The 24399-nt window shown below is 64.2% G+C and carries 19 protein-coding genes and 2 tRNA genes; 8 read left to right on the top strand and 13 right to left on the bottom strand.

Features of this window, described 5'->3' with window-relative positions; translation table 11 throughout:
* Positions 1-17 precede the first annotated feature (17 nt).
* Positions 18-2357 (top strand): glycosyl hydrolase, encoded by a 2340-nt coding sequence (locus AC2S9W_RS14205; protein WP_486571041.1) that lies wholly within the window; start codon positions 18-20, stop codon positions 2355-2357.
* Between the two features lie 6 nt (positions 2358-2363).
* On the opposite strand, the gene AC2S9W_RS14200 is transcribed toward AC2S9W_RS14205, so the two are convergent.
* The 7 genes from AC2S9W_RS14200 to AC2S9W_RS14170 all read right to left on the bottom strand — a co-directional run bounded on the left by AC2S9W_RS14200 (position 2364) and on the right by AC2S9W_RS14170 (position 11062).
* Entirely contained in the window at positions 2364-3113 is a 750-nt protein-coding gene (locus AC2S9W_RS14200) for a TetR/AcrR family transcriptional regulator (RefSeq protein ID WP_486571040.1), read from the bottom strand.
* A 97-nt stretch (positions 3114-3210) separates the two neighbouring features.
* On the bottom strand, positions 3211-4395 hold the full coding sequence (locus AC2S9W_RS14195) for an alpha/beta hydrolase (RefSeq protein WP_486571039.1): 1185 nt from the start codon (positions 4393-4395) through the stop codon (positions 3211-3213).
* 57 nt (positions 4396-4452) lie between these two features.
* Positions 4453-5553, bottom strand: coding sequence for an alpha/beta hydrolase family protein (locus AC2S9W_RS14190; protein ID WP_486571038.1), 1101 nt, complete (start codon positions 5551-5553; stop codon positions 4453-4455).
* A complete protein-coding gene (locus AC2S9W_RS14185) occupies positions 5531-7567 on the bottom strand; it encodes a beta-galactosidase (RefSeq protein ID WP_486571037.1) in 2037 nt (678 codons plus the stop codon). Before AC2S9W_RS14185 ends, AC2S9W_RS14190 begins: the two co-directional genes overlap by 23 nt.
* A gap of 39 nt (positions 7568-7606) precedes the next feature.
* Entirely contained in the window at positions 7607-8527 is a 921-nt protein-coding gene (locus AC2S9W_RS14180) for an alpha/beta hydrolase (RefSeq protein ID WP_486571036.1), read from the bottom strand.
* Between the two features lie 211 nt (positions 8528-8738).
* Positions 8739-10169: a tannase/feruloyl esterase family alpha/beta hydrolase gene (locus AC2S9W_RS14175; RefSeq protein WP_486571035.1), complete on the bottom strand. Its 1431-nt coding sequence runs from the start codon at positions 10167-10169 to the stop codon at positions 8739-8741.
* Between the two features lie 719 nt (positions 10170-10888).
* Positions 10889-11062: a hypothetical protein gene (locus tag AC2S9W_RS14170; RefSeq protein ID WP_486572109.1), complete on the bottom strand. Its 174-nt coding sequence runs from the start codon at positions 11060-11062 to the stop codon at positions 10889-10891.
* Between AC2S9W_RS14170 and pyc the strand changes: the two genes are divergently transcribed.
* Entirely contained in the window at positions 10982-14380 is a 3399-nt protein-coding gene (pyc, locus tag AC2S9W_RS14165; RefSeq protein WP_486572088.1) for a pyruvate carboxylase, read from the top strand. The two genes, AC2S9W_RS14170 and pyc, sit on opposite strands and share 81 nt — an antisense overlap.
* A gap of 298 nt (positions 14381-14678) precedes the next feature.
* Here pyc and AC2S9W_RS14160 read toward each other — a convergent pair whose 3' ends face one another.
* Together AC2S9W_RS14160 and AC2S9W_RS14155 are read right to left on the bottom strand one after the other, a co-directional pair.
* Positions 14679-15422 carry an energy transducer TonB gene (locus tag AC2S9W_RS14160; protein WP_104959688.1) on the bottom strand — a complete coding sequence of 248 codons (744 nt, stop codon included), beginning with the start codon at positions 15420-15422 and terminating at the stop codon, positions 14679-14681.
* A gap of 45 nt (positions 15423-15467) precedes the next feature.
* The gene (locus AC2S9W_RS14155) at positions 15468-16334 is read right to left on the bottom strand and encodes an alpha/beta fold hydrolase (RefSeq protein ID WP_076075248.1); all 867 of its coding nucleotides are present in this window, start codon (positions 16332-16334) and stop codon (positions 15468-15470) included.
* Positions 16335-16450: 116 nt separating this feature from the next.
* Here AC2S9W_RS14155 and AC2S9W_RS14150 point away from each other — a divergent pair, with 116 nt between their 5' ends.
* A complete protein-coding gene (locus tag AC2S9W_RS14150) occupies positions 16451-17239 on the top strand; it encodes an SDR family oxidoreductase (RefSeq protein ID WP_076075250.1) in 789 nt (262 codons plus the stop codon).
* 54 nt (positions 17240-17293) lie between these two features.
* On the opposite strand, the gene AC2S9W_RS14145 is transcribed toward AC2S9W_RS14150, so the two are convergent.
* Positions 17294-17368, bottom strand: a tRNA-Val gene (locus AC2S9W_RS14145).
* 73 nt (positions 17369-17441) lie between these two features.
* Positions 17442-17819: a cell cycle two-component system response regulator CpdR gene (cpdR, locus tag AC2S9W_RS14140; RefSeq protein WP_076075253.1), complete on the bottom strand. Its 378-nt coding sequence runs from the start codon at positions 17817-17819 to the stop codon at positions 17442-17444.
* 136 nt (positions 17820-17955) lie between these two features.
* Here cpdR and AC2S9W_RS14135 point away from each other — a divergent pair, with 136 nt between their 5' ends.
* The gene (locus AC2S9W_RS14135) at positions 17956-18831 is read left to right on the top strand and encodes an N-formylglutamate amidohydrolase (RefSeq protein WP_076075256.1); all 876 of its coding nucleotides are present in this window, start codon (positions 17956-17958) and stop codon (positions 18829-18831) included.
* A gap of 176 nt (positions 18832-19007) precedes the next feature.
* Here the strand turns inward: AC2S9W_RS14135 and AC2S9W_RS14130 are convergent.
* Positions 19008-19084, bottom strand: a tRNA-Pro gene (locus AC2S9W_RS14130).
* Between the two features lie 97 nt (positions 19085-19181).
* Positions 19182-19607 (bottom strand): JAB domain-containing protein, encoded by a 426-nt coding sequence (locus AC2S9W_RS14125; protein ID WP_076075258.1) that lies wholly within the window; start codon positions 19605-19607, stop codon positions 19182-19184.
* A 134-nt stretch (positions 19608-19741) separates the two neighbouring features.
* Between AC2S9W_RS14125 and thyA the strand changes: the two genes are divergently transcribed.
* The 4 genes from thyA to AC2S9W_RS14105 all read left to right on the top strand — a co-directional run bounded on the left by thyA (position 19742) and on the right by AC2S9W_RS14105 (position 24397).
* Positions 19742-20677 carry a thymidylate synthase gene (thyA, locus tag AC2S9W_RS14120; RefSeq protein ID WP_267894974.1) on the top strand — a complete coding sequence of 312 codons (936 nt, stop codon included), beginning with the start codon at positions 19742-19744 and terminating at the stop codon, positions 20675-20677.
* A 95-nt stretch (positions 20678-20772) separates the two neighbouring features.
* Positions 20773-22068, top strand: a complete 1296-nt coding sequence (locus tag AC2S9W_RS14115; protein ID WP_076075261.1) for a 3-methyl-2-oxobutanoate dehydrogenase (2-methylpropanoyl-transferring) subunit alpha — start codon at positions 20773-20775, stop codon at positions 22066-22068.
* 20 nt (positions 22069-22088) lie between these two features.
* Positions 22089-23093: an alpha-ketoacid dehydrogenase subunit beta gene (locus AC2S9W_RS14110; RefSeq protein WP_076077825.1), complete on the top strand. Its 1005-nt coding sequence runs from the start codon at positions 22089-22091 to the stop codon at positions 23091-23093.
* Between the two features lie 5 nt (positions 23094-23098).
* Positions 23099-24397: a dihydrolipoamide acetyltransferase family protein gene (locus AC2S9W_RS14105; RefSeq protein WP_076075263.1), complete on the top strand. Its 1299-nt coding sequence runs from the start codon at positions 23099-23101 to the stop codon at positions 24395-24397.
* Positions 24398-24399: the final 2 nt, after the last annotated feature.

Below are 24399 nucleotides of genomic sequence, written 5' to 3'. Positions count from 1 at the left end.
CGAGAGGATGTTCGACGATGAAATTTGGGTCCCTTGCCGGTGTCGCGCTACTTGCCGCGACGATGCTCCAGACCGGGGCGATTGCACAGGCTGTGCGGGCGGACGAGTTTGCCAACCCGCCCGCCACCTACCGCCCGACGGTGACCATCGAGGAGGGCGCGGGCTATGCCGCGCCGCTCGACGTAGCCGCGAAGCGCGCGATCGACGAACTCGATGCCGGGTCGATCATGATCAGCCCGCAGCACACGCGCCCGAAAAAGCCGCTCGACATGGCGGGGCTCGCCGTGGTCGCACTCGGCCTGCAGAATGAATATCCGGCGTCTGCCACGCCCTGGCTTCCCAAGGCGCTGCCCGGCGAGGCCAAGTTTGGAACCTATCTTGCCGACGGACGCGCGGGTCCCGGCGCCGAGCCGAGCCTCGGCTATATGACCTCCCAATGGTTCGCCAAGATGCGCGAGCTTCTCGACCTTGCAAAGGCGAATGGCGTTGGCGCGGTCTATTATGACGAGGCGGGATTTCCGAGCGGGAGCGCCGACGGGACCATTCCCGAGCGATTTTATCGGCAGATATTGCAGCGCGACGAGACGAGCATTTCGTCCGGCCAGCTATATTCGCTGGTGCCCGGCGCCGAGACGGTCGCGCTGGTGGCGATCGACACGGCAACCGGCAAGCGCGAAGATCTGCTCGCGAAGGCAAAGGACGGCCGCATCGACTGGATTGCGCCGCGCGGCAACTGGCAGGTCCAGCGCTTCTCGATCGTGCGCACGCGCGGCAAGACGCACAGTCCCGACTATTATGCCGCGGCCGATTATCTCGATGCCGATGCGACGCGCTGGTTCCTCGAAAATGCCCACGACCGCGCCTATCGCGGTCTTTCCGACCATTTCGGCACGACGATTAAATATACCTTCTTCGACGATGTCGGCATATATTCGGACGAGAAGACCTGGCATCCCGGGATCGCGCAACGGTTCGAAAAGCTGACCGGGCGCCCGGCGGGCCTCTATTATCCCGCGCTCTGGGACGATATCGGTCCCGATACGGCGGCCGCGCGTGTCGCCTTCTACCGCGCGCGCGCCGAACAACTCGGCGACACGTTCCCGAAGCTGCTAACCGACTGGGCGCATGCGCATGGCGTCAAGAGCACGGGGCATGCGCCCGGCAATTACGACATCCAGCCAACCGATACGATCGGCGATCCCTTCAAATTCTACGCGCACACCGACATGCCGATGGCCGACGTGCTCTGGGGGGTCGGCTTCGCGCGCGGTGGGTTCAAGCTCATCAGTTCGGTCTCGGCACAACGCGACCTTCCGCGGACCGCGGCCGAGGCGTTCAGCGTCAACAACGACGCCAATGGCTATCGCCGCATGATCGAGCTTTATATTCGTGGTTTCAACTATTTCGTGACCGGAGCGCGCGTGCCTTCGAAGCCGGTCGGGACGGGAGCGGAGTTCGGTCGCTGGGCCGGACGGAGCTCTTATCTGCTCCAGGGCGGGCGCCATGTGGCCGACATCGCCATCCTCTTTCCGGTCGAATCGCTGCAGGCTTTCTATGCCTTCAACGATCCGAGAAACAGCGCAAAGCTCCCCGCCGGCGCGCATGCCTATAAGGACGCCGATTATCAGGCAGTCGGCGAGATGCTTCTCTCCGAGCTTCGACGCGACTTCACTTTCGTCCACCCGGACGCGCTCGGCACCGGCAAGTTCGCGGTGAAGGGCAACCGGTTGCGCATGGACAACCGCGTGAACGACGAGGAGTACAGAATGCTTGTGCTCCCGGGCGGCGACGTCATCTCGGTCGCGGCGCTCGCCAAGATCAAGGCATTCTACGATGCGGGCGGGACGGTGATCGCGACTTCGCTACTGCCTTCGACATCTGCCGAATTCGGCAAGGATGCCGAAGTGCGCGCGCTTGTCGCCGAGATATTCGGCGCGCCGACCAGCGATGGTGCGCCCGAGATCCGCCGCAATCGGGCCGGTGGGCAGTCGGTCTTCTTGGCGCGGCCGGGCGTTGCTGCGCTTGACGCGGTGCTCGCGCGGCTCGGTGCCTCGCCTGACGTCGGGTTTGTCGGGGAGCGGCCACAGGCGTCGGAAATGGGGACGTTCAGCTATATCCATAGGCAGCGCAGCGGGAAGGATATCTATTATTTCGGCAACTCGGGCGACACGCCGATCGACACGGTGGTGACGCTGCGCGGCCGCTTGACCGCGGCGGAGTTCTGGGATCCGCACACGGGCAAGATCAGCAAGATCGCGGGGCTTCGCCACGTCACGGACGGCGATGAGACGCGGACCGAGTTCAGCCTCAATCTGCCGCCGCTCCAATCGCTCGCGGTCGTTGGCCGGACACGATAGCCGAAGTCAGCGCAGCGGTGCGGCTGCGAGAGGCTCTGAGGGCAATACGCCCTTCTCGATCCCGGCTTCGAGGAGACGACCGAACAGGTCGATCGCACTCTCGCCATCGCGGAGCGCCGGCGAGATGATTCCACTGATCGCCAATCCTCTCGCGACCGCGACGACCAGGTGCATCAAGGGGATCGACGGCGCGCGGTGAAGTTCTTCCGCGAGGGTGGCGATCGCGGTCGCGTCGATCTTCTCCTGGACCGGCTTGAGTTTCTCCGCAAGCACCGGGTCGCTTCGCGATCCCTGGAAAATCTCCATGATGGCAACCCCTGCGGGGCGCCCCATAAGCTTCCAGGCGGCAACCGGATAAGCGAGAAGGCGTTCGCGAGGTCCCGTCACATCCTTCAGCATCTCACGGTAGAGTTCGACATCCTCCTCGAACACCGCCTCGACAACGAAGGTCATGAGGTCCGCCTTCGAGGGAAATTGATGGAGCATCGCGCCCCGGCTCACGCCCGCCTCCTCGGCGACGAGCGTCGTCGTCGTCGTTCCATAGCCATGCTCGAACAGGCATTTGATGGCAGCATCGAGCAGGGTCTTGCGCGTTGCAGCGCTTCGCTCGGCCTGTGTCTGACGGGAGCGGCGCGCGCGCGTCCTGTTGTCGGCGCGGGGAACCGCCTCGGACCGGCTCGCCATCAGACGCGGCCTCCGCTGCACATCATGAATCTCATCCTGTCTCCCGGGTTTGATTTTCGCGAGCGACTTCATCTGTCACCCGCAATTTCGAAGGGTGACGCCAAATTATAAAACAGTCAATGGTGCTTATAACTTACTTCTTCGCTAGCGCTTGAGTGGACATGCGGCGTTATCGGGGCCGGGCCTGTATCCCGTCGACCGCGAGATATTCGCCGAACCAGTCGAGCGTCGTCTTCCGCCAGACCTGCGCGCCGACGCCTCCGGAAACGAGATCATAGCCATGCTCGCCATGGGGAACTTCGATTGCGCGAATCGTGACGCCGGCTTTTTGCGCCGCAGCGGTGAAACTGCGCGTTCCGCCCGGCGGCACCAGATGATCGACCGCGCCGTAAACCATGAGCGTGGGCGGCGCGGCTGCCGAAACGGAATTGGCCGACTGCACCGCGGCATAGCGTTCGGGAAATTGCTTTGGGGTCCCGCCGAGATATTGCTCGTCGAACTGGCGCCCGATTTTTCCGAGCATATGATCATTGTCATAGGATTCGATGATCCCGACCACCGGATAGATGGTCGATACCGCGCGCACCCGGGGGAGGCTTCCACCACAGGGCGACCGCAGCTTGCCCGCCGCGATCTTGTAAGAGCTGTTGATCACGAGATTGCCGCCCGCAGATTCGCCATACATGCCGAGCCGCGAAACATCGCCGCCATAACTTGCGGCATGCTCATTGGCCCAGGCGAGCGCGCAGGCGATCTGGTCCTCGGCGATATTCCAGGCATGAACCTTCTTGTCGGAGAGCGTATAATTGGCGCCGATAACGAGATATCCTTCGTTCGCCAGCCACCGCGCATAAGGCAATATCTGTTCGGTCACCGAGCCGCCGGCAAAACCGCCGCCATGCGTCATGACAAGTACCGGCGCCCCGACGGATACGCCCTTGGGCCTCCAGATGCTGAGCGTCACATCCTTGCCGGCATATCGGGTGTAGACGAGGGTTTCATCGGGACCGCGGTTCGGGACCGAGAAGCCCGCAAATAATTGGCCCCAGTCCAGGCTCACGCCCTCGCCGGCGGCGCGGTTTCGTCCAAGCCGCGCAGCCGCGAGGACAAAAAGAGCCAGCCGCCAACCCGTATGCCGCGCGCGCCAGACGAGGAGGGCGAGAACCGCAAGCACGAGCGCCGCTGGCAACATATAGACGAAGAGACCCGAGAGAAGCGCCGCCGCAATATCGACATAGGGCAGGGGCAGGGCGAGCCCCGCCGTCAGGACGGTGACGAGCAGAACCGGTACCAGCAAGAGTGCGGGCCAGATCTTGCGCTCTCCGCGCCGCTGGCTCCCTCGGGTTTGGGTCATGTCTCTCTCCCGCTATTCTATCTTGCCGCCGCCGCCGCGAGCCGCGCCGCGAACTGCCTATTTCTTCTGCTGAAGAAGCTTCATGAAGGTCTCGAAATTTTTGGGCGGGCTGCCATCCTCGACGGTGTGGATCGACAGTTGCTGGTGCTCCTTGACGAGCTTCTGGAGGAAGGCCCGGATTTCGAGAATCGAGTCCATCATCGGCGTTCCCGCAATCACATGGTCGCCCTGTGGATAGTCGACGAACCATTTGGGAAATTCGGGGCCGGCGAAACGGCGCGAGTAATAAACGGGTCCATAGCCCGAGAAAGGACCTTGGACTTCGTCATATGTCACGAGCTGGTCCTTTGCGCCGTGGAAGAACATGATCGGCGCCGGCTTGTTCTTGAACAGGAGCGGCGTATTGGCCTTCAACCAGAAGGCGCCCGCCATCGAGACGACCCCGGCGTAGCGAAAGCCCGGCGGAAGATGGGTGCGTGCAAGCTCGGTTTCGTTGGCGACATTATATTCGGCGACGAGCGAATTCGTGGCGCCGGCGCTTCCGCCCATCAGGACGATCTGGTCCTTGTCGAGATTCCATTTGTCGGCATTTTCCACGACGAGGCTCGTCGCATCGAAAATATCCTCGACGCCCCATTCGATGGCGCGCAGATACATGGCCGTGGCGGTCTCCGCATTGAACTCGCCGCGATCCTTCGCAATCTTGATGCCGAGGCGATAGTCGATCGCGACCACGGCATAACCCTGCGAAGTGAAGGCTTCGATCCCCTTTTCGAGGCCGGGGTCGGTCCGCGAACCCGCCTCCCAACCACCGCCATAAGAGAAAAGGATGACGGGCTGCTTGCCGGCAACCTTCAGCGTCTTGTCGACGATGACGTCGAGATAGATCGGCTGTCCGTCCCGGGTCGCATATTGAAAGCTGCTGCGCTTGAGGCTCGTTACCGCGTCGGCGGGCTTTGCGGCTTCCTTCGCCGGTTTCTCAAGGGCCGTTGCCGGCAAGGCCCAGGCCGAGCTCGCAAGCGCTACACAAAGAGTGAGGTTCGATACGAGGCGTTTCATGGTCGCTCCTTCTTCTGCTTGTCTCTTCACGTCCGCCGTCAATAAGTTGAATTGACCCGAGCCGCGGGCGCTGAACTCATTCGACGAGTTCGACGTCATATCCCGAGAGCACCAGTCTGCCCTCGATGGGCTTGCCCGAAATCAGTCCCTTTCGCCGCCCTGCGATCTCGATCTCGGTCGGCGCCGAACCCGTGTTGACGTAAAGTGTGCGTCCCTCGACCGTCCGCGCGACGACCCCTTTCGGCGTCTTCGGCCCCGGAACGATGCCGAGCTTTGCATAAAGGCTCTTGTACAGCGGCTCGAGCAAGGCAGGTTGGGCGGTCGCGGCGACATAGATTGCCTGACCCTTGCCATAGCTGTTGACGGTCGCCACCGGCGGGCTTCCCTCGATATTGGTGAAGCTGCCGAGTATCTTCGCGGTCGTCGGTTCCAGAACCTCGTAATTATTGATCGTTGTCGTGAAGTCCGTGCCAGCGATCGTCCCGGTAAGCGGCGTGCCGATCTTGTAGAATTCGGCGGTCCGCAATCCGAATACATCGGCCAGGCCGCCGGGAAGGCTGGTTCCGAACCATTGGCCAGTCGCATCGGCCTTTGCCGAATAGGCGGTCATGATGACCGTTCCACCCGCTGCTACAAATGCGCGAACCGCCTTGGCCGCGGCCTCGTCCATCAGATATTCGCCGGCGACGACCAGCAATTTGTAGCGCGACAGGTCCGAGGTTCCGAGGCGGACGACCCCTGCGTCGATATTGTCGTCGAAGAGCGGCCGGAAAGCCCCGCGCTTCTGCTCGCTATAGGGCGTGCGGTAGTAGATGCCGATTTCCTTGCGTTCGGTGAGCAGCCGCGATTCGAAGGAATAGGAAAAGGCGATCTCCGGCTGCATCTTGCGCGGGAAACCGAGCTTCTCGAGCTTCTGGAATTCGCGAGCAGTCTGCGCGACCTCCTCGAGCTTCCACGACGGGGTTCCGTCATGATCGAGCAGTCCGAAATAAATCTGCTCCTCGCCGCCGAGATGCGTGTTGAAGGTCCAGGCGAGAAACCCCTGTCCTCCGTAGGCGAGGCCGAGGTAGTTGCTCATTCGCGCTTTGCCCTTGGTGCCATAATCGCCGAAGAAACCGGTCTGAAATTCATTGAACCAGATAGGCGTCTCGAGATCCCCCTTGGCCATCAACGCCTGGAAAGCGCCGTCGACAGGGTTGCCCGCATAGTAGCCGAACGCACCGTAGGTCTGATAATCCCTTTGCGTCGCAAGATAGTCGAAGCCGCGCCGCGAGGCCGAATCATACAGGTTTGAAAGCGCGGGCTTGTCGGGGCTTTTTGCGCGGCGTATCGCATCGAGATCGCGGAGCAGGTCGATTGTCACCGACGACCAGAAGCGGCGGAGATCGAGATAGCGTTCGCTCGGTCCCGGGCCGCCCGCGAAGGGAAGCTCGACCTGCTGCCAGTCGGAGACGCTTCGCGACCAGCGCTGGCCGGCCCAGGCCTTGTTGAGGGCATCGAGCGTTTTGTAGCGCTCCTTCAGCCAGGCGATGAAGCGCTGGCGGGTCGGCTCCGAATAAGAGAGATATCCGTTGCCGATTTCGTTGCTGTAACCGATCGCGATAACCGCTGGATGCCGGGCATAACGCTCGGTGACCTTCTCGGCGATGCGCAACTGAAGACGCCGGAAATCGGGGTCCGAAATATCGTCCATATAGCGTTCGGCGGGATGCTGTTTGCCTCCACTTTCGCGAACGAGCGTGATTCCGGGATAGGCCTGATGTGCCCAGAGCGGAATCGGCGTTCCCGGAATGTCGAGAACGACCTTGATCCCGGCGGCTGCCATCTTGTCCAAGGCGAAGTCGAACGGAGCGAAGTCGAAAACGCCATCGCGAGGCTCGAAATAGTCCCAGGAGAGGTCGCCCATCCTGACGACCTCGATGCCCGCGCGTTTCATGATCGCAACATCGGCGACGATCTGCTCGCGCGTCCGATCGACCGGCTGGTAGCAGGTGCCGATGAACAGCTCATTCGCCGGGATGCGTGCCTCGGACGCGTCAGCCCGCACAGCCCCGGCCGGGACGACAGTAAGCGCGAGCGCCGCTGCGCCGAGCAAAGTTGCCTTCAGTCTCATCGAACATCTTCCCCCAAAAGATCCGGTCGGCGCAGCCGTCTACTTCGCGGCTGTGAGCAAGCCCCGCATCTCCATCCATGCCAGAAACTCGGGCATGAGCTGGGTCGTGGTCGTCCCGGGCTTGCCAAGACCAAATCCATGGCCGCCAGACTGATAGACATGAAGCTCGACAGGCTTGCCGGCGTCGCGCCAGGCGCCAACGATCTCATAGCCTCCGCGGCTGAACATCGTGTCGTCCATGGCGAGGGCCGCAAACATCGGCGGGGCGCTTGCCGGCACCTCAACGGGCCCCATCGGCCCGTAGATATAGCCGAAGAAGTCGGGCGGCAGTGTGGCCGGGTCATTGTCGCGATCCGCATCCATCACCGCCGAGAGCGTCGTGATGGCGCCCGCCGAGAATCCGATCATGCCCACGCGCTTGGGATCGATCTGCCATTCCTGGGCACGCGAACGGACCAATTTGAGCGCGGCAAGCGCGTCGGCGCCGGCGTCAGCGCGCGGCGGTGGAACCTGCTGCCCCTCTTTCTTGGCGGCATCCATGATAAGCTTGAAGACCGCCGCCTGATACTCCTTTGTATCGGCAGGGGTTTTGTCGAGGCGATATTTGAGCACGAATGCCGTGACGCCGCGGTCGGACAATGCCCGTGCGACGGCCCAGCCTTCGCCCTCCATCGAGAGGAACAGGAACCCGCCGCCCGGCGCCACGATAACGGCCGAACCATTTGCGGTTCCAGGCTTGGGGAGGACCGGGATCAGGGTCGGATATGTGACATTCCGCACTTCACCATTAGCACCGGCAGGCATTTCATCGGCCGGTTTGCCGGGCGTCTTGGAGCCATAGAGCGGGATGGCCATTGCTCCCGCAGGCGGTCCGACCGGCGCAGACTGTGCCGCGGCGCTGAAAGGGAGGGAGGCCGAAAGCAGGCAGGCGATGCCGATGGCCAGAAGACGGGATTTCATGAGCGATCCTCTCTGATTGTAGGCAGCCGTGCCGGGGAGCCGCCGCAATATCTGGCGGACCCTAGGACGATCGGGGCGCTGAAACAAGATACAAGCTGTGTTGACTGTAAAATGCTAGTGGATATGCGGCGATAACACCCGGGATCGCGTCTCTTGTTGCCGTCGTTGCGCTGTCGGCGCCGGTCTGGTCGCAGGCCATCCTTGGCCCCAACTATTGGGGCTTCTTGCACGAGAAACTCGCTGCGTCGCGGACCGAGCCCTTGCCGTTGTAGCGCGCGACCTTGGGCCAGGCACAAAGGGGCCGGGACAAGGGCGCGGCGCCCTCGGGAAGGTCGGTCTTCGTAGCGAGAATGCGTGTCGGCGCGGTGCCGCGCTCCGCCCAGGCTTCCAGCGCTGCCTGCATATCGAAGCTCGTCGCGCCGGGACCGCCGCCGCAATGGGTCATGCCGGGGACCATGAAGAGTCGGACCTGGCCCGCCGCTTTCGGGCCCAGGCTCCTGTGGGCTTCTTCGACATAATCGATCGTCGTACCCGGGGTTATGACGGGGTCGTCCCAGCCCTGGTAGATGATGAGTTTTCCGCCGCGGCGGGTGAAGTCCTCAAGCCCCGGATTTTCCGCGTTGATGACGGGGACGGCGCGTTCGCGCGCGGCGCGGTAGTCACGGTCCATGTCGAAGTTTGCGACCGACCAATCCGGATCGTCATAGACGAGCCAGCGATAGAATTCCTGACCGGCAAGTGCGGGGACGGGACCGGTGATCCACGCGCCCCAGTTCCCCGGTGCGCCCTCGCTGCCAAGCGCCGGCCCGCCGATGATCTTTGTTCCGTCCGACCAGCGCATGCCGCCGTAGATGCGCTCGAAAGCGCCGACTTCGGCGGGCGTCAGGCAGGCCTCGCTCGCGCCGTCCGTGCAAGCGAGCGATTTCGGCTCGAAGCCGCAAGCGCGCGGATTTTCGAGCAGACCGTCCTCGACTCCGTCGATCCTGTCGCAGGCCCGCAGGATCGCATTGTGGACGAGCGACTGTTTGGCGGCAATATTTGCTGGCGTACCGAGCGCCTTTGCCGCCTCGCTGTACCAGATGAGCTGGGTGACGGTTTCGGTGTAACGGATTGCTGGCGCACCGGCGACGATCGCATCATAATCTTCAGGGTATCGGCTCGCGAGGGCGATCCCGTCGCGGCCCCCGTTCGAGCAGCCGGTAAAATAGGCGGAGCGGGCCGGTGCGCCATAATAGGCCGCAATGATCTGCTTGGCGGCGACAGCGCCCATATGGTTGGCGCGGTGACCAAAGTCGACGATTCGCTCGGGTTGGTGATGCGCCCAGCTCCCGACGCTTGGAGCGGGCGTATGGCCGGCATCGGTCGCAACAACCGTGTAGCCCTGTTCGGCCGCCTTGTTGAGCGATCCGGCACCCGCCGGTGAAAGTGCACCGTCGAAGCCGCCGCCGCCGAGCCCCATCAACTTGTTGTTCCACTGGTCCGGAAGCCACACCTCGACGGCGATTTCGGAACCGGCCGCGGCGCTGAGGGACAGGCGAACGCGGCACATCGCTGTTGCCGCTTTCGTACCTGCCGTTACCCCGCTCGCGATTGTCGATCCGGCAGCGAAATGCTCGGCGCCGATCACAGTTCCGCCGGTCACGGCGCGACCGGCAAGCGCGGAGCAATTTCGGTTAGCGGGTGAACCGGCATCGGCTCCCACAGCGCGCCCGGTCGTGGCCGTCTGCGCATCGCCGTGCATGGGAAGGACAAGCAGGGCCGGAAAGGCGGCGCCCGCGAGCAGGAGCAAGTTGTTTCTCATCGTCGGTGTCATCTCCCTGGCGGCGCGATCCGCCGGACGCGCGGGGCAACCGGTCGGCCTTCGGCCTAATCTTTTGTAGAAGGTTAGCCGAGATGTGACAGGATGCAAGCAAAGCTGCTTGTAAGATGACTGTCCTAGAAGAAAATCCATTTGGCCGCCCCCGCGGCAAGCTCCCGGTCGCGCCGCGGCCGGGGCAATGGATATCGGCGCTATGCCTAGCAACAGTGAAGGACCGCCTGGGCAATGAGCGTGGTGTCCCCGCCTTCGATCGCTGTCGAAATATCGACGATTGCATCGCCGTCGCTCGTCACCTGGGAGACCCTACCTTGAAGCATAATGACGTCGCCGATCCGGGTGATCGCGGTGAATCGGGCAGACAAGCGCTTGACCCGTCCCGCGACGGCTTTTGTTGCGGTCGCGATTTTTTACGCAACCGGGCTCGTTTGAGGCGGAGGGAGCCCGGAACGACGAGGATTTCCTGCTCGCCGCCACGGCAGGCCATTTACAATCTAATTTGACTGTTTATGTCACGCGGACGAGATGCAACGCGACGCGGGGCCCTATTTCACGGGAGCTGCGGCCAGGTGGGAGGCTTCGTCATGCCGTCGAACAGGATCGAGAAACTGCTGGTCGCGAACCGCGGCGAGATCGCCATACGCGTCTTTCGCGCCGCCACCGAACTCGGCATCCGGACGGTCGCCGTCTATGCGCGCGAAGACAAATTGTCGCTGCACCGCTTCAAGGCCGACGAAGCCTATCAGTTGCCGGGCGACGGCAAGACGGCGATTGCCGCCTATCTCGATATCGACCAGATCATCGCTATAGCGCTCGACGCCGGGGTCGACGCGATCCACCCGGGATACGGTTTTCTCTCCGAGAGTCCGGACTTCGCGGAAGCCTGCCTCGCGGCGGGCATAGGCTTCATCGGCCCTTCGTCCGAAACCATGCGCCGCCTCGGCGACAAGGTCTCGGCGCGCGCCGTGGCGGTCGAAGCCGGCGTGCCGGTCGTTCCAGCAAGCGGCCCGCTACCGGGCGATGAGGATGAAATTCGCAGGATCGCGGCAGAAATCGGCTATCCACTGATGCTGAAGGCCAGCTGGGGCGGCGGGGGCCGCGGGATGCGCCCGATCGAGGATGAGGGCGGTCTCCTCGCGGCCGTGAGCTCGGGTCGGAGCGAAGCAAAATCGGCCTTTGGACGCGACGAAGTATATCTGGAAAAACTGATCCGGCGCGCACGTCACGTCGAGGTTCAGCTCCTCGGCGATACGCACGGCAACCTCTATCACCTCTTCGAGCGAGACTGCTCGATCCAGCGGCGCAACCAGAAGGTGATCGAGCGGGCTCCAGCGCCTTATCTGGACGCCGAAACGCGTTCCTCGATTTGCGAGGCGGCGCTGCGGATCGGCAGCGCGACGGGCTATGTGGGCGCCGGGACGGTCGAGTTTCTCATGGATGAGACGAGCGGGGCCTTCTACTTCATCGAGGTCAACCCGCGCATCCAGGTCGAGCATACGGTGACCGAGATGGTGACCGACGTCGATATCGTGAAAGCGCAGATCCGCATCGCCGAGGGCGGTCGGATCGGCGTGGCTGCCGAGACTGGCGTGCCGCCGCAAGACGAGATCGCGCTAGGCGGTCATGCCCTGCAGTGCCGGATCACCACCGAGGATCCGCTCAACAATTTCATTCCCGACTATGGACGCATTACCGCCTATCGTGGCGCCTTTGGTTACGGGGTGCGCATCGATGGCGGCACCGCCTATTCGGGTGCCATCGTCACCCGGCATTTCGATCCCTTGCTCGAGAAGATCACGGCCTGGGCACCGACCGCCGACGAGACCATTGCGCGGATGACCCGTGCGCTGCGCGAATATCGTATCCGCGGCGTCGCGACCAATCTCGCTTTTCTCGAAAATGTCCTCAAGCACCCGGATTTTGCCGCAAGCCGCTACACGACCCGCTTCATCGACGAGACGCCCGGTCTACTCGATCTAGGGCGCAAGCGCGACCGCGCGACTCGGCTTCTCGGCTATATCGCCGACGTCACGGTGAACGGGCATCCCGACGTCAAGGATCGTGCCCGCCCGTCCGCCAGTGCAAGAGCGCCCGCCGTGCCGCCAGCAAGTGGTGCCGTGCCATGGGGCCTTCGCAACCTTCTCGACGAAGAAGGGGCAGGGGCCCTTTGCCGGCACATTCGCGAGCAGGACGCCATCTTGGTGACCGACACCACGATGCGCGATGCGCATCAGTCTCTCCTCGCGACGCGGATGCGCACGCATGACATGGTCGAGGTGTCGGGGGCCTATGCGCGCACGCTTCCCGGCCTCCTCAGTCTCGAATGTTGGGGCGGGGCGACCTTCGATGTATCGATGCGCTTCCTGTCGGAAGATCCCTGGGAACGGCTCGCGGCGATCCGCGAACGCGCGCCAAATCTTCTCACGCAGATGCTGCTTCGCGGCGCGAACGGGGTCGGCTACACCAATTACCCCGACAATGTGGTGCGCCATTTCATCGGCGAAGCCGCGAAGGGCGTCGATATCTTCCGGATTTTCGATTGCCTGAACTGGGTGGAAAATATGCGCGTCGCGATCGACGCGGTTCGGGAGTCGGGAAAGATCGCCCAAGGCGCGCTCTGCTACACCGGCGATATTCTCGATCCCCAGAGGTCTAAATATGATCTTGCCTATTATGTCGGGCTGGCGCGCGAACTCGAAGCCGCCGGATGCCAGATGTTGGCGGTCAAAGATATGGCGGGTCTTTTGAAGCCCGAAGCGGCGCGCCGCCTGTTCCGCGCGCTGCGCGAGACGACCGATCTGCCGATCGCATTTCACACGCACGACACGTCGGGGGCGGCCGCGGCAAGTGTCCTTGCCGCCGTCGAGGCCGGCGTCGACAGCGTCGATGCCGCGATGGATGCCATGTCAGGCACGACATCACAGCCTTGTCTCGGCTCGATCGTCGAAGCACTGCGCGGAACGCCGCGCGACAGCGGTCTCGACGGAGAGGCGATCCGTCACCTGAGCTTCTATTGGGAGGCGGTAAGGAGCCAATATGCCGCTTTCGAGAGCGATCTGAGGTCAGGCGCCAGCGAAGTCTATCTCCACGAAATGCCCGGCGGTCAGTTTACCAATCTCAAGGAACAGGCGCGCAGCATCGGTCTAGAAACGCGCTGGCACGACGTCGCGCGCGCTTATCACGATGCGAATATGCTGTTCGGCGACATTGTGAAGGTCACCCCCTCATCCAAGGTCGTGGGCGACATGGCGCTGATGATGGTCGCGCAGGACCTTGCGCGCGAGGACGTCCTCGATCCAGCCCGTGAAATCGCCTTTCCCGCATCGGTCGCCGAAATGATGCGCGGCGATCTTGGGCAGCCGGTAGGCGGCTGGCCGTCCGGCATCCAAAAGCGTGTACTGGGTAACGAGCCTGCAATTACGGTACGCCCGGCCAGCCTGCTTGGCGACACCGATCTGGAAACCGAGCGCGCCAAGGCCGAAACCGAATGCGGTGGGCCGCTGAGCGACAGCGACTTTGCAAGCTACCTCATGTATCCGAAGGTTTTTGCGGCATTCTCTGCGGCCCGCCGGAAGTACGGCCCGGTATCGACGCTGCCGACGCCGATCTTTTTCTACGGGATGGACGTCGGCGACGAAGTCAATGTCGTCATTGAGCGGGGCAAGACCCTCGTCATCACGTTAACGGCTATCGGCGATGTCGAGGAAGACGGGTCGGTGCGCCTCTTCTTCGAACTCAACGGCCAGCCTCGGGTGATCACCGTTGCCGACCGCAAGGCCTCCGGTGGGCGCGCTGCCCGGCCAATGGCGGAAGAAGGCAATGACCGCCACGTTGCCGCGCCGATGCCCGGACTTGTTGTCGGCGTCGATGTTGTGGCTGGCCAGGTCGTGGCTGCGGGCGATCGGTTGCTGACGTTGGAAGCGATGAAGATGGAGACGTCAATTGCTGCTCCATTCGCTGGAACGGTCAGCGAGTTGCTGGTGAAATCGGGTGAACTGGTCGAGGCGAAGCAGCTATTGGTCTGTCTGGACCGCTAAACGAGCCCGACAGATCGCTTCGGTTCAAGAGAACTGGTCCGAGCCTGCGCGCGCATATGTAAGTTTACGGAGAGTGTGTTCGATAGAGTGTTCGAACAGAATCATGTTCCAGTGAAAGAAAACAGTCGACAAGAATCGAGTGTTATGTCAAAGAATGGCGTAGGTCTTGACCGCGTAAAAAATTTTTCGTGGGAAGACGTGTGGTTTGGAAAATCACCGCTGAGACATTGCTAAGCGATTACAATTAGATAGTTTTCGCTTATTATAACCTCCGTCTCCGCCACCTTTTCCCATTTGGTCAGCGCCGGCGTTCGAGCCACCAGTTCTGGCGCCAGCCATAGCTGCTGGCGATCGGCCGGCCCGCCGCGTCGGTGGCGGGGCGGAAGCGGAAGCGCTCTTCGATCAGCCGGCAGGTGGTCGAATCGAGCGCGGGGTCGCCGCTCGACCGCGTGACGCGGCAGGCGGTGACGCGCCCGGTCGGCTGGATGGTGAAGCGGACCTCGACTTCTCCGCCGATCTTCGCGCGGCTGGCCGCCTTCGGATAGTCGCTGTCGCGGATCGTGCCGCTGCGCCAGACCGGCCGCGTCCCGCCGCCGGTGCCGTTCCCCGAGCCGCCGGCGCCGGTGCCGTCGCCGCGCCCTCCGGCGCCCGAGCCCGGTCCGGCGACCGGGGCGGCACCCGCCGACGCCTGGCTTCCCTCGCCGGGGCGCGGGGCGGCCGCGATCGGCGGAGGATTCGGCGGTGGAACCAGCGGTTTCGGGGCCGTGGCCGCCGCCGCTTTCGCCTGTTTGTTGGCGGGAGACGCCTTGCCGCTGGCGCTGCGGGACGGGGTCGGCTGCGGGGCGGGAGCGACCTCCGGCTCCGGCCGGGGTGCGGGAATCGCTATGGCCGCGATCGTCTCGCTGGCGCGGCGCACGACCGCAAGATCGAGGCCGCTCGCGAGGCCGAGTCCGATCGCGGCCGCGACCAGCAGCGACGCCGTGCCGGCCGCGACCCGCTCGCCCTTCGATGCCTGCCCCGAATAGACCCCCGAATAGACCATCGTGCGCCGTTCCTTCCGCGCACCCGCGTGCGCCGCGACGACATTCTAGAGAAACTCCTCTAGCGTGGACATGAACCGATCGAACTGGTCGTGATGCAGCCAGTGGCCCGCCTTTTCGAATTCGATCACCTTTGCGGTGCGGAAATGCTCGAGCCGCCCGTCCTTTTCGGGATTCGAGGCCCAGCTGTCGGCGCCGTAGAGAAGCAGCGTGGGGCAGGCGATCGCCGCCCACAGCGACGCAATGTCGTCCTGCGGCATGTCGAAACCCGACCAGACGTTCAGATAATTGTCGAACTTCCAGCTCCAGCTGCCGTCCTCGTTGCGGTTGATCCCCTGCACGGTCAGATGGCGCGCCTGTTCGGGTGTCAGATAGCTGTTCTCCGCCATCATCCGCGCGAGCGCGTCGTCGAGCGTGGCATAACGCTTTGGGATGCGCCCGGCGGCCTGGCGCTTGTCCTCGATCCATTGGCGGAAGCGGTCGGCGACGGGTTTCGCGGCGCGTTCGGCGAGCATCTTGGGCGAAGGGCCGAGTCCCTCGATCGCCACCAGCTTGCGCACATTGTCGGGGTAGAGACCGGTATAGCGCAGCGCGACATTGCCGCCCATCGAATGCGCGACGATCGTCACCGGCGCGAGGTCGAGCTGGTGGATGAGCTGCGCGAGATCGTAGACGAAGGCGTCCATGTCGTAATTGCCGTCGGGCGACCAGGCGCTGTCGCCATGGCCGCGCAGGTCGGGCGCGATGACATGATAACGGTCGCACAGCCTCTCCGCGACCCAATCCCAGCTTCGGCAATGATCGCGGCCGCCGTGGACGAGCAGCAGCGGCGGCGCGTCGTCATTTCCCCAGTCGACATAATGCAGCTTGAGCCGCTGCGAGATGAAGCTGTGCGATGTGGGGCCACTTGCCATCGGTTCGTCCTTGCTGTCTGGTCGCGTTTCAAAAGGCGACCGATTCCGATCCGTCAACCCGCTTTGCGGATCGGGGTGCGGTCGCCGCGCGAAAATCGAGCGAGGAGCAAGGACGGATGACGACGTTTCGGGACAATCTGCTGGCCGGCAAGACGGCGTTCGTGGCCGGCGGAACCAGCGGCATCAACCTCGGCATCGCGAAGCGCTTCGCCGAACTGGGGGCGAAGGTCGCGGTCGCCGGGCGCGATCCCGACAAGGCGGCGCGCGCGGCGGCCGAGATCGGCGCGGGCGCGCTCGGCCTGTCGGGCGATGTGCGCGATTATGATGCGATTCGCGGGGTGATGGAGACGGTCGCCGACAGGCTGGGGGCGATCGACATCGTCATTTCGGGCGCCGCGGGCAATTTCCTCGCCCCGGTGCTCGGCATGTCGGCCAACGCCTTTCGCACCGTCGTTGACATCGATCTCAACGGCACCTTCAACGTCTTCCGGGGGTGTCACGACCTGCTGAACAAGCCCGGCGCGTCGCTGATCGCGATCACGGCGGGGCAGGCGGTCAACGCGATGGCGCTTCAGGCGCATGCCTGCGCCGCGAAGGCCGGGATCAACCAGCTCGTCCGCACGCTCGCGCTCGAATGGGGCCCCGACGTACGGGTGAACGGCATTTCGCCCGGGCCGATCGCCGATACCGAAGGCATGAAGCGGCTGGCGCCCGACGCGGCGACCCGCGAGGCGCATTATGCGCGCATTGCGATGAAGCGGTGGGGCAAGGTCGAGGAAGTGGCCGAATCGGCGGTGTTCCTCTGCTCGCCGGCGGCCGCCTACATCACCGGAACGATCCTCGATTGCGACGGGGGCAGCCAGGTCGGCGATGCGTCGCGCATCGACCAGACCCAAGGCCTGTGACGGACGCGCCGTGCCATGTACGGCGCGGCCAGGTCGGCGGCGATGGGAAGGGAATGGTGGGCGTGGCAAGGATTGAACTTGCGACCCCTGCGATGTCAACACAGTGCTCTACCACTGAGCTACACGCCCACACGTTCTGGGGTGACGCGCCCCTTAATGGGCTTGGCGCAGGCTGGCAAGCCTTTCGCGCGCCCGGCGATGATTATTGTTGGTGCGACCGGTCGGCGCGCCCGAACAGCAGGTCGACCTCGCGCACCAGGTCCTTGAGGTGGAAGGGCTTCGACAGCAGCTTCGCCTGCGGGACATTCTCTTCCGCGCGCAGCGTGACGGCGGCGAAGCCGGTGATGAACATCACCTGCGTCTGCGGCGCCGCCTTCGCGCAGTGCTGCGCGAGTTCGATGCCGTCCATCTCCGGCATCACGATATCGGACAGCAGCAGGTCGAACGTCCCCGAATCGATATAGGGCACCGCTTCGGTGCCGCGGTCGACGGCGGTCACGTGATAGCCGGCGCTGGTCAGCGCATGCGCCAGATATTCGCGCATCACGTCATCGTCTTCGGCCAGCAAAATCCGGATCATGCTGTCAATTCGCCCCCTGGTCATGCGGCGTCGCCCCATGGGATCCTGCCGTCGTCGCGATGCCCGCCATAGTGGCAGAGGCTTAACAAATTCGGTGACGCTGGATTCGCCGGGCGAATTTTGCCACCTTGGCCGCATGCCGCAGCCTATCTTCCAGAGCGCCGCCATCGCTGTCAATCGGCCTGCGGTCAGCGGCCCCGTTCTGGTCTCGGTTCCCCATGCGGGACGTCTTTATCCGCCCGAGATATTGGCGGCGGCGCGCGTCGACCGCGCGATGCTCGAGCGGCTGGAGGATGGCTGGTGTGACCTGCTGGCGGCCGGTGTGACGGCGGCGGGCGGCACGGTCGTCCAGGCCCTGTGGGCGCGCGCGGTCGCAGACTGCAATCGCGGCGAAGGCCAGATGGCGCCGGGCGAGGTCGCGGTGACGCTGCGCCCGCAATTCTCGGCGCCCGGCCGCAAGGAGCGGGCGGGGCTGGGCGTTGTCCCGACGCGCCTCGCCGATTGCGGGCCGCTGTGGAAGCGCCCCATGGATGCGGCCGGCCTGCGCTGGCGACTCGATTCGCTGCACCGGCCCTATCATGCCGCGCTCGCGGCCGAGCTGGCTGCCCTGCGTGCGCGCTTCGGCCACGCGATCCTGATCGACCTCCACAGCATGCCGCCGATTCCGTCGGGTCAGCCGGGGCATGGCGCGCGGATCGTGGTCGGCGACCGTTTCGGCGCGACGGCCGATCCGGCGCTGGTCGATCTGGTCGTCGATGCGGCGGCGGGGCTTGGCGAGCCGGTAACGCGCAACCAGCCCTATGCCGGCGGTCATATCATCCGGACCCACGGCTGCCCCGCGGACGGCCAGCATGCGGTTCAGATCGAGATCGATCGACGCCTGTATCTGGACGGGATGGGCAGACCCGACGCCGCGGGCGTGGCGCGGCTCTCGCGCTGGCTCGCGGAACTGGTCGCCGCCGCAAACAGCCTGTTTTCGGGCGACGAAGGGCTGCCGCAAGCGGCCGAATAAAAAACCACCTCGTACCGAAGTACGAGGTGGCCAGGGTCCAGGGAGGACGCACCCGCGTCATGGGACGGGGCACTCGCCGCAGTGGAAAGGGGGCAACCACGACGGCGTACCGACAATCTAGGACGTTCCGCGCCGCGTTACAAGAAGCGGAAAGAAATAATGTTGCGAAAGAAAACTGGTCGGGGAGAGAGGATTCGAACCTCCGGCCCCTGCCTCCCGAAGACAGTGCTCTACCAGGCTGAGCTACTCCCCGACCGATCTCCAGCGCCGACGAAGCGGCGCGAAGGCAGGGCGGTCCTCTAGACGCGCCGCCCGGGAACTGCAAGCGGCAATCGCACCAGGATCGGGACCTACAGCAGGTGCGCGCGGCGAAAGCTGAAATGACCGCTGTCGACGAAGATCAGATGGTCGAACAGATCGATCCCCATCGGACGAAGGAGCCGCGAAACCGCGCGGGTGCAGGCGAGGTCGCCTTCGCTGGGCCAGGCGACGCCCGAGGGATGGTTGTGCGCCATCAGCACGCCGGTCACCGCCGGGCCGAGCAGCCTTCGCCAACGCATCGGGGGAATGGTGCAGCGCCCCGACAGCGTCGCTTCGATCCGTTCGGCGGAAATCAGCCGTGCATGGCCATCGAAGGCCAGCAACTGGACGGTTTCGCCGTCGTTGGTGAAGGACGGGCGCAGCAGGTGGCGCGCGACATCGTCCTCGTCCGCGCATTGCACGAAGCCGGTCGCGGCCATGTCGGCCCCGTTGCCAAGCGGATCGGAGAGATTCATCGCGCCGTCTATGCGGCGCGGAGGCCGGCGCTCCAATCGGCATCTGCGCCGTAACGGAGAGTCATGGCTGCTGCCGCCCTTGCCGTCCTTCCGTCGCGCGCTTAGCACTGGGGCCCGCAACACAGGAGCAGGTCTTGCCCGATTCCATCCATTATGAACTGCAATATCTCGACCTGATGCGCCGAATCTGGGCCGAGGGCGACGAGCGGGTCGACCGCACCGGCGTCGGCACGCGCTCGCTGTTCGGCGAGACGATGCGATTCTCGCTCGCCGACGATGCGATCCCGCTGCTCACCACCAAGCGGGTCTATTGGAAAACCGCGCTGCGCGAGATGCTGTGGTTCCTGACCGGCGACACCAATATCCGCCCGCTGGTCGCGCAGGGGGTGCGGATCTGGACCGACTGGCCGCTCGATCGCTATCGCCGCGAGACCGGCGAAGATATCGGCGCGGAGGATTTCGAGGCGCGCATCCTTTCGGATTCCGATTTCGCGGCGGCATGGGGCGATCTCGGTCCCGTTTACGGCCACCAATGGGTGAACTGGCCGCGCTACGAGCCCGCGGGGGATGGTCTGTTCCGCCGGGCCGAAAAGGGGCACGACCAGATCGCGGCGCTGATCGATTCGCTGCGCAGCAATCCCGGGTCGCGGCGGCACATCTTCACCGGCTGGAACGTCGCCGACCTCGATCGCATGGCCTTGCCGCCGTGCCACATGACCTATCAGTTCCATGTGCGCAGCGACGGCGGATTGTCGTGCCTGCTGTTCCAGCGCTCGTGCGACCTGGGGCTCGGCTTCGCGTTCAACATATTCGAGGCGGCGCTGCTGACGCGGATGATCGCGCAGCAATGCGACCTGCACGCGCACGAACTGGTGTGGACCGGCGGCGACGTGCATCTCTATCTCAACCACACCGCGCTCGTCGAAGAGCAGTTGCGGCGGACCCCGGCCGGCGCGCCAAAGCTGCGCCTCCTGCGGCGGCCGGAAAGCATCTTTGCCTATCGCTTCGAGGATTTCGCGGTCGAGGCCTATGCGCCGCAGGCGCATATTCCGGCGCCCGTCGCGGTCTGATCGCAGGCATTGCAATGGATCGGCGACGGTAATAATATGTCGCCGCATTGAAATATAACTAAACGGCGCGTGATTCGCGTCGAAGGGAAGAAGACATGCCTGAGACGCCTCGGCGCCCGGCGGGCAATCTGCCGCCGCTGTCGCTCCATATTCCCGAACCGCGCTATCGCCCCGGCGATACCCCCGACTTCAGCGACGTTCCGGTTCCTGCCGTCGATGCCACGCCGCGCCCCGGCGAGGCGACGAAACCCGACGCGATGCGCGACCTGTGTTACGGCCTGGTGCGCGTGCTCGATTTCGACGGGCAGGCGAAAGGACCGTGGGACCCGAAGCTGGCGCCCGAGCGGCTGCGCACGATGCTGCGCTACATGATGACGGTGCGGGCGTTCGACGACCGCATGTTCCGCGCGCAGCGGCAGGGCAAGACCAGCTTCTACATGAAATCGACCGGCGAAGAGGCGACCTCGGTGGCCTCGACGATGGCGATCGACCGCGCCGACATGGTGTTTCCCAGCTATCGCCAGCAGGGCATATTGATCGCGCGCGACTATCCGCTGGTCCAGATGATGAACCAGATCTATTCGAATCGCGGCGACCATCTGCTCGGGCGGCAGCTTCCGATCATGTATTCGGCGCCCGACTACGGCTTCTTCAGCGTCTCGGGCAATCTGGCGACCCAATATCCGCAGGCGGTGGGCTGGGCGATGGCGTCCGCTTCGAAGGGCGACAGCCGCATCGCGACGACATGGTGCGGCGAGGGATCGTCGGCCGAGGGCGACTTCCACTCGGCGCTGACCTTCGCGACCGTCTACAATGCGCCGGTCATCTTCAACGTCGTCAACAACCAGTGGGCGATCTCCAGCTTTTCGGGTTTCGCCGGCGGTGAGCGCACCACCTTCGCGGCGCGCGCGGTCGGCTATGGCATCGCCGGGCTGCGCGTCGACGGCAACGATCCGCTCGCGGTCTATGCAGCGACCCAGTGGGCCGCGGACCGTGCGCGGACGAACAACGGCCCGACGCTGATCGAACATTTCACCTATCGCGCCGAGGGGCACAGCACCTCCGACGACCCGAACGCCTATCGCGCGGCGCAGGAGGCCAGCGCCTGGCCGTTCGGCGATCCGATCATGCGGTTGCGCGAGCATCTCGAACGGCTCGGCGAATGGGACGGCGAGCGTCACGAAGCGTTGAAGCAGGAACTCGACGATCTGATAAAGACGTCACAGAAGCAGTCTGAAAAACTTGGAATTTTGGGGCATGGCATGCACCAGCCCTTCGAAACCATGTTCGAGGATGTGTTCGAGCACATGCCCTGGCATCTTCAGGAACAATGCGAACAGATGCTTGCCGAACAAAGGGCCAAGTTCGGCCCCGACTGGAAGCCCGAGTGATGAGCGCGCCCGTGAAGACCATGAACATGATCGAGGCGATCAACAGCGCCATGGACATCATGCTCGAACGCGACCCCGCCACCGTCGTGATGGGCGAGGACGTCGGCTATTTCGGCGGCGTTTTCCGCGCCACCGCGGGGCTGCAGAAAAAGCATGGCCGGACCCGCGTCTTCGACACGCCGATCAACGAATGCGGCATCATCGGAGTCGCTGTCGGCATGGGCGCCTATGGCCTGCGGCCGGTGCCGGAGATTCAGTTCGCCGACTATATCTACCCCGGTCTCGACCAGCTGGTCAGCGAGGCGGCGCGCCTGCGCTACCGGTCTGCCAACGACTATATCTGCCCGATGACGGTGCGCACGCCGTTCGGCGGCGGCATCTTCGGCGGGCAGACGCACAGCCAGTCGCCCGAAAGCATCATGGCGCATATCTGCGGCGTGAAGACAGTGATTCCGTCCAATCCCTATGATGCGAAGGGGCTGCTGATCGCGGCGATCGAGGATAACGACCCCGTCGTATTCCTCGAACCCAAGCGCATCTACAACGGGCCGTTCAGCGGCTATTACGACCGCCCGGTCGAGCCCTGGTCGAAGCATGCGGCGAGCGCGGTTCCCGAGGATTATTACCGCATCGAACTCGGCAAGGCCGCGACGGTGCGCGAGGGCGAGGCGGTGACGGTGCTCGTCTATGGCGCGATGGTCCATGTCGCGAAGACGATCATCGAGGAGATCGGGGTCGACGCCGAGATCATCGACCTGCGCACGCTGCTGCCGCTCGACATCGAGGCGGTCGAGGCGTCGGTGAAGAAGACCGGACGTTGCCTGATCATCCACGAGGCGACGCGCACGTCGGGTTTCGGCGCCGAGCTCGCCGCGCTGGTGCAGGAACGCTGCTTCTATCATCTCGAGGCGCCGGTCGAGCGCGTGACGGGTTTCGACACGCCCTATCCGCACAGCCTCGAATGGGCCTATTTCCCGGGTCCGGTGCGTATCGCGACCGCGCTCGACAAGTTGATGAAGGACTGACCGCCATGGCCCGCTATTCGTTCCGCCTGCCCGATATCGGCGAAGGGATCGCCGAGGCCGAGATCGTCGCCTGGCACGTCCGGGTCGGCGACCGCATCGAAGAAGATGCGCAGCTTGCCGACATGATGACCGACAAGGCGACCGTCGAGATGGAATCGCCGGTGTCGGGCGTGATCGTCGAACTGGCGGGCGAGGTCGGCGACATGGTGCCGATCGGATCGACGCTCGCGGTCATCGAAACCGATGCCGACGCGGAAGCATCCGATACGCCGGCGGATGGTTCGAGTAGAGAATCGACCGATGAAGTCACGGTTTTAGAAGAAGTTGCAGAGACTTCCGAAGATTCCGTCGAGGAGTCAGCCGAAGCGCCTGCCGCCGTTGCCGAAGCAAGCCCGTCCGCGGCCGCTCCCGCAGGCGGGAAAGAGGACAGGGCGGTGCTGGCGTCTCCCGCCGTTCGCGCGCGGGCGCGTGATCTCGGCGTCGACCTGTCGCAGGTCCAGGCCGAGGGCGACCGTATCCGCCACGCCGATCTCGACGCCTATCTGCGCTATGGCGCGGGGCAGGGCTATCAGGCGCCGGGCGCATCGCGCGCCCGCGCCGACGAACCGATCAAGGTCATCGGCATGCGCCGCAAGATCGCCGAGAATATGGCCGCCTCGAAGCGCGCGATTCCACATTTCACCTATGTCGAGGAAATGGACGTCACCGCGCTCGAGGCGATGCGCGCCGATCTGAACGCAAATCGCGGAAATCGGCCGAAGTTGACGATGTTACCTTTCCTGATCGTCGCGATCTGCCGCACGATTCCCGAATTTCCGATGATCAACGCGCGCTACGACGACGAAGCGGGCGTGGTGACGCGGCACGGCGCCGTGCATCTGGGCATGGCAACGCAGACCGACGCCGGGCTGATGGTCCCGGTGATCCGCGACGCGCAGGACAAGAATGTCTGGCAATTGGCGTCGGAAATCAGCCGCCTGGCTGAAGCCGCGCGTACCGGCAAGGCGAAGGTCGACGAACTCACCGGCGGCACGCTGACCGTCACCTCGCTCGGCCCGCTCGGCGGCATCGCGACGACGCCGGTGATCAACCGGCCCGAGGTCGCGATCATCGGCCCCAACAAGATCGTCGAGCGCCCGGTGTTCGCCAAAAATCCTCAAGGGGGCGACGACATCCGCCGCGCCAAGCTGATGAACCTGTCGATCAGCTGCGATCACCGCGTCGTCGACGGCTGGGACGCCGCGAGCTTCGTCCAGGCGCTCAAGCGGCTGGTCGAAACGCCAGTGCTGCTGTTCGCCGACTGATA

It is taken from the genome of Sphingopyxis sp. 550B, from assembly GCF_057401805.1.
This window is presented reverse-complemented; position numbering and strand designations above follow the sequence as displayed.

What these genes read in the sequence shown, in the direction of transcription:
- AC2S9W_RS14190 (WP_486571038.1), bottom strand. Translation starts at nt 5,553, where the DNA reads ATGACGTCGAACTCGTCGAATGAGTTCAGCGCCCGCGGCTCGGGTCAA.
- AC2S9W_RS14205 (WP_486571041.1), top strand. Translation starts at nt 18, where the DNA reads ATGAAATTTGGGTCCCTTGCCGGTGTCGCGCTACTTGCCGCGACGATG.
- AC2S9W_RS14155 (WP_076075248.1), bottom strand. Translation starts at nt 16,334, where the DNA reads ATGGCAAGTGGCCCCACATCGCACAGCTTCATCTCGCAGCGGCTCAAG.
- AC2S9W_RS14180 (WP_486571036.1), bottom strand. Translation starts at nt 8,527, where the DNA reads ATGAAATCCCGTCTTCTGGCCATCGGCATCGCCTGCCTGCTTTCGGCC.
- AC2S9W_RS14105 (WP_076075263.1), top strand. Translation starts at nt 23,099, where the DNA reads ATGGCCCGCTATTCGTTCCGCCTGCCCGATATCGGCGAAGGGATCGCC.
- AC2S9W_RS14185 (WP_486571037.1), bottom strand. Translation starts at nt 7,567, where the DNA reads ATGAGACTGAAGGCAACTTTGCTCGGCGCAGCGGCGCTCGCGCTTACT.
- cpdR (WP_076075253.1), bottom strand. Translation starts at nt 17,819, where the DNA reads ATGATCCGGATTTTGCTGGCCGAAGACGATGACGTGATGCGCGAATAT.
- AC2S9W_RS14125 (WP_076075258.1), bottom strand. Translation starts at nt 19,607, where the DNA reads ATGAATCTCTCCGATCCGCTTGGCAACGGGGCCGACATGGCCGCGACC.
- AC2S9W_RS14195 (WP_486571039.1), bottom strand. Translation starts at nt 4,395, where the DNA reads ATGACCCAAACCCGAGGGAGCCAGCGGCGCGGAGAGCGCAAGATCTGG.
- AC2S9W_RS14160 (WP_104959688.1), bottom strand. Translation starts at nt 15,422, where the DNA reads ATGGTCTATTCGGGGGTCTATTCGGGGCAGGCATCGAAGGGCGAGCGG.
- AC2S9W_RS14110 (WP_076077825.1), top strand. Translation starts at nt 22,089, where the DNA reads ATGAACATGATCGAGGCGATCAACAGCGCCATGGACATCATGCTCGAA.
- AC2S9W_RS14200 (WP_486571040.1), bottom strand. Translation starts at nt 3,113, where the DNA reads ATGAAGTCGCTCGCGAAAATCAAACCCGGGAGACAGGATGAGATTCAT.
- AC2S9W_RS14150 (WP_076075250.1), top strand. Translation starts at nt 16,451, where the DNA reads ATGACGACGTTTCGGGACAATCTGCTGGCCGGCAAGACGGCGTTCGTG.
- AC2S9W_RS14135 (WP_076075256.1), top strand. Translation starts at nt 17,956, where the DNA reads ATGCCGCAGCCTATCTTCCAGAGCGCCGCCATCGCTGTCAATCGGCCT.
- AC2S9W_RS14115 (WP_076075261.1), top strand. Translation starts at nt 20,773, where the DNA reads ATGCCTGAGACGCCTCGGCGCCCGGCGGGCAATCTGCCGCCGCTGTCG.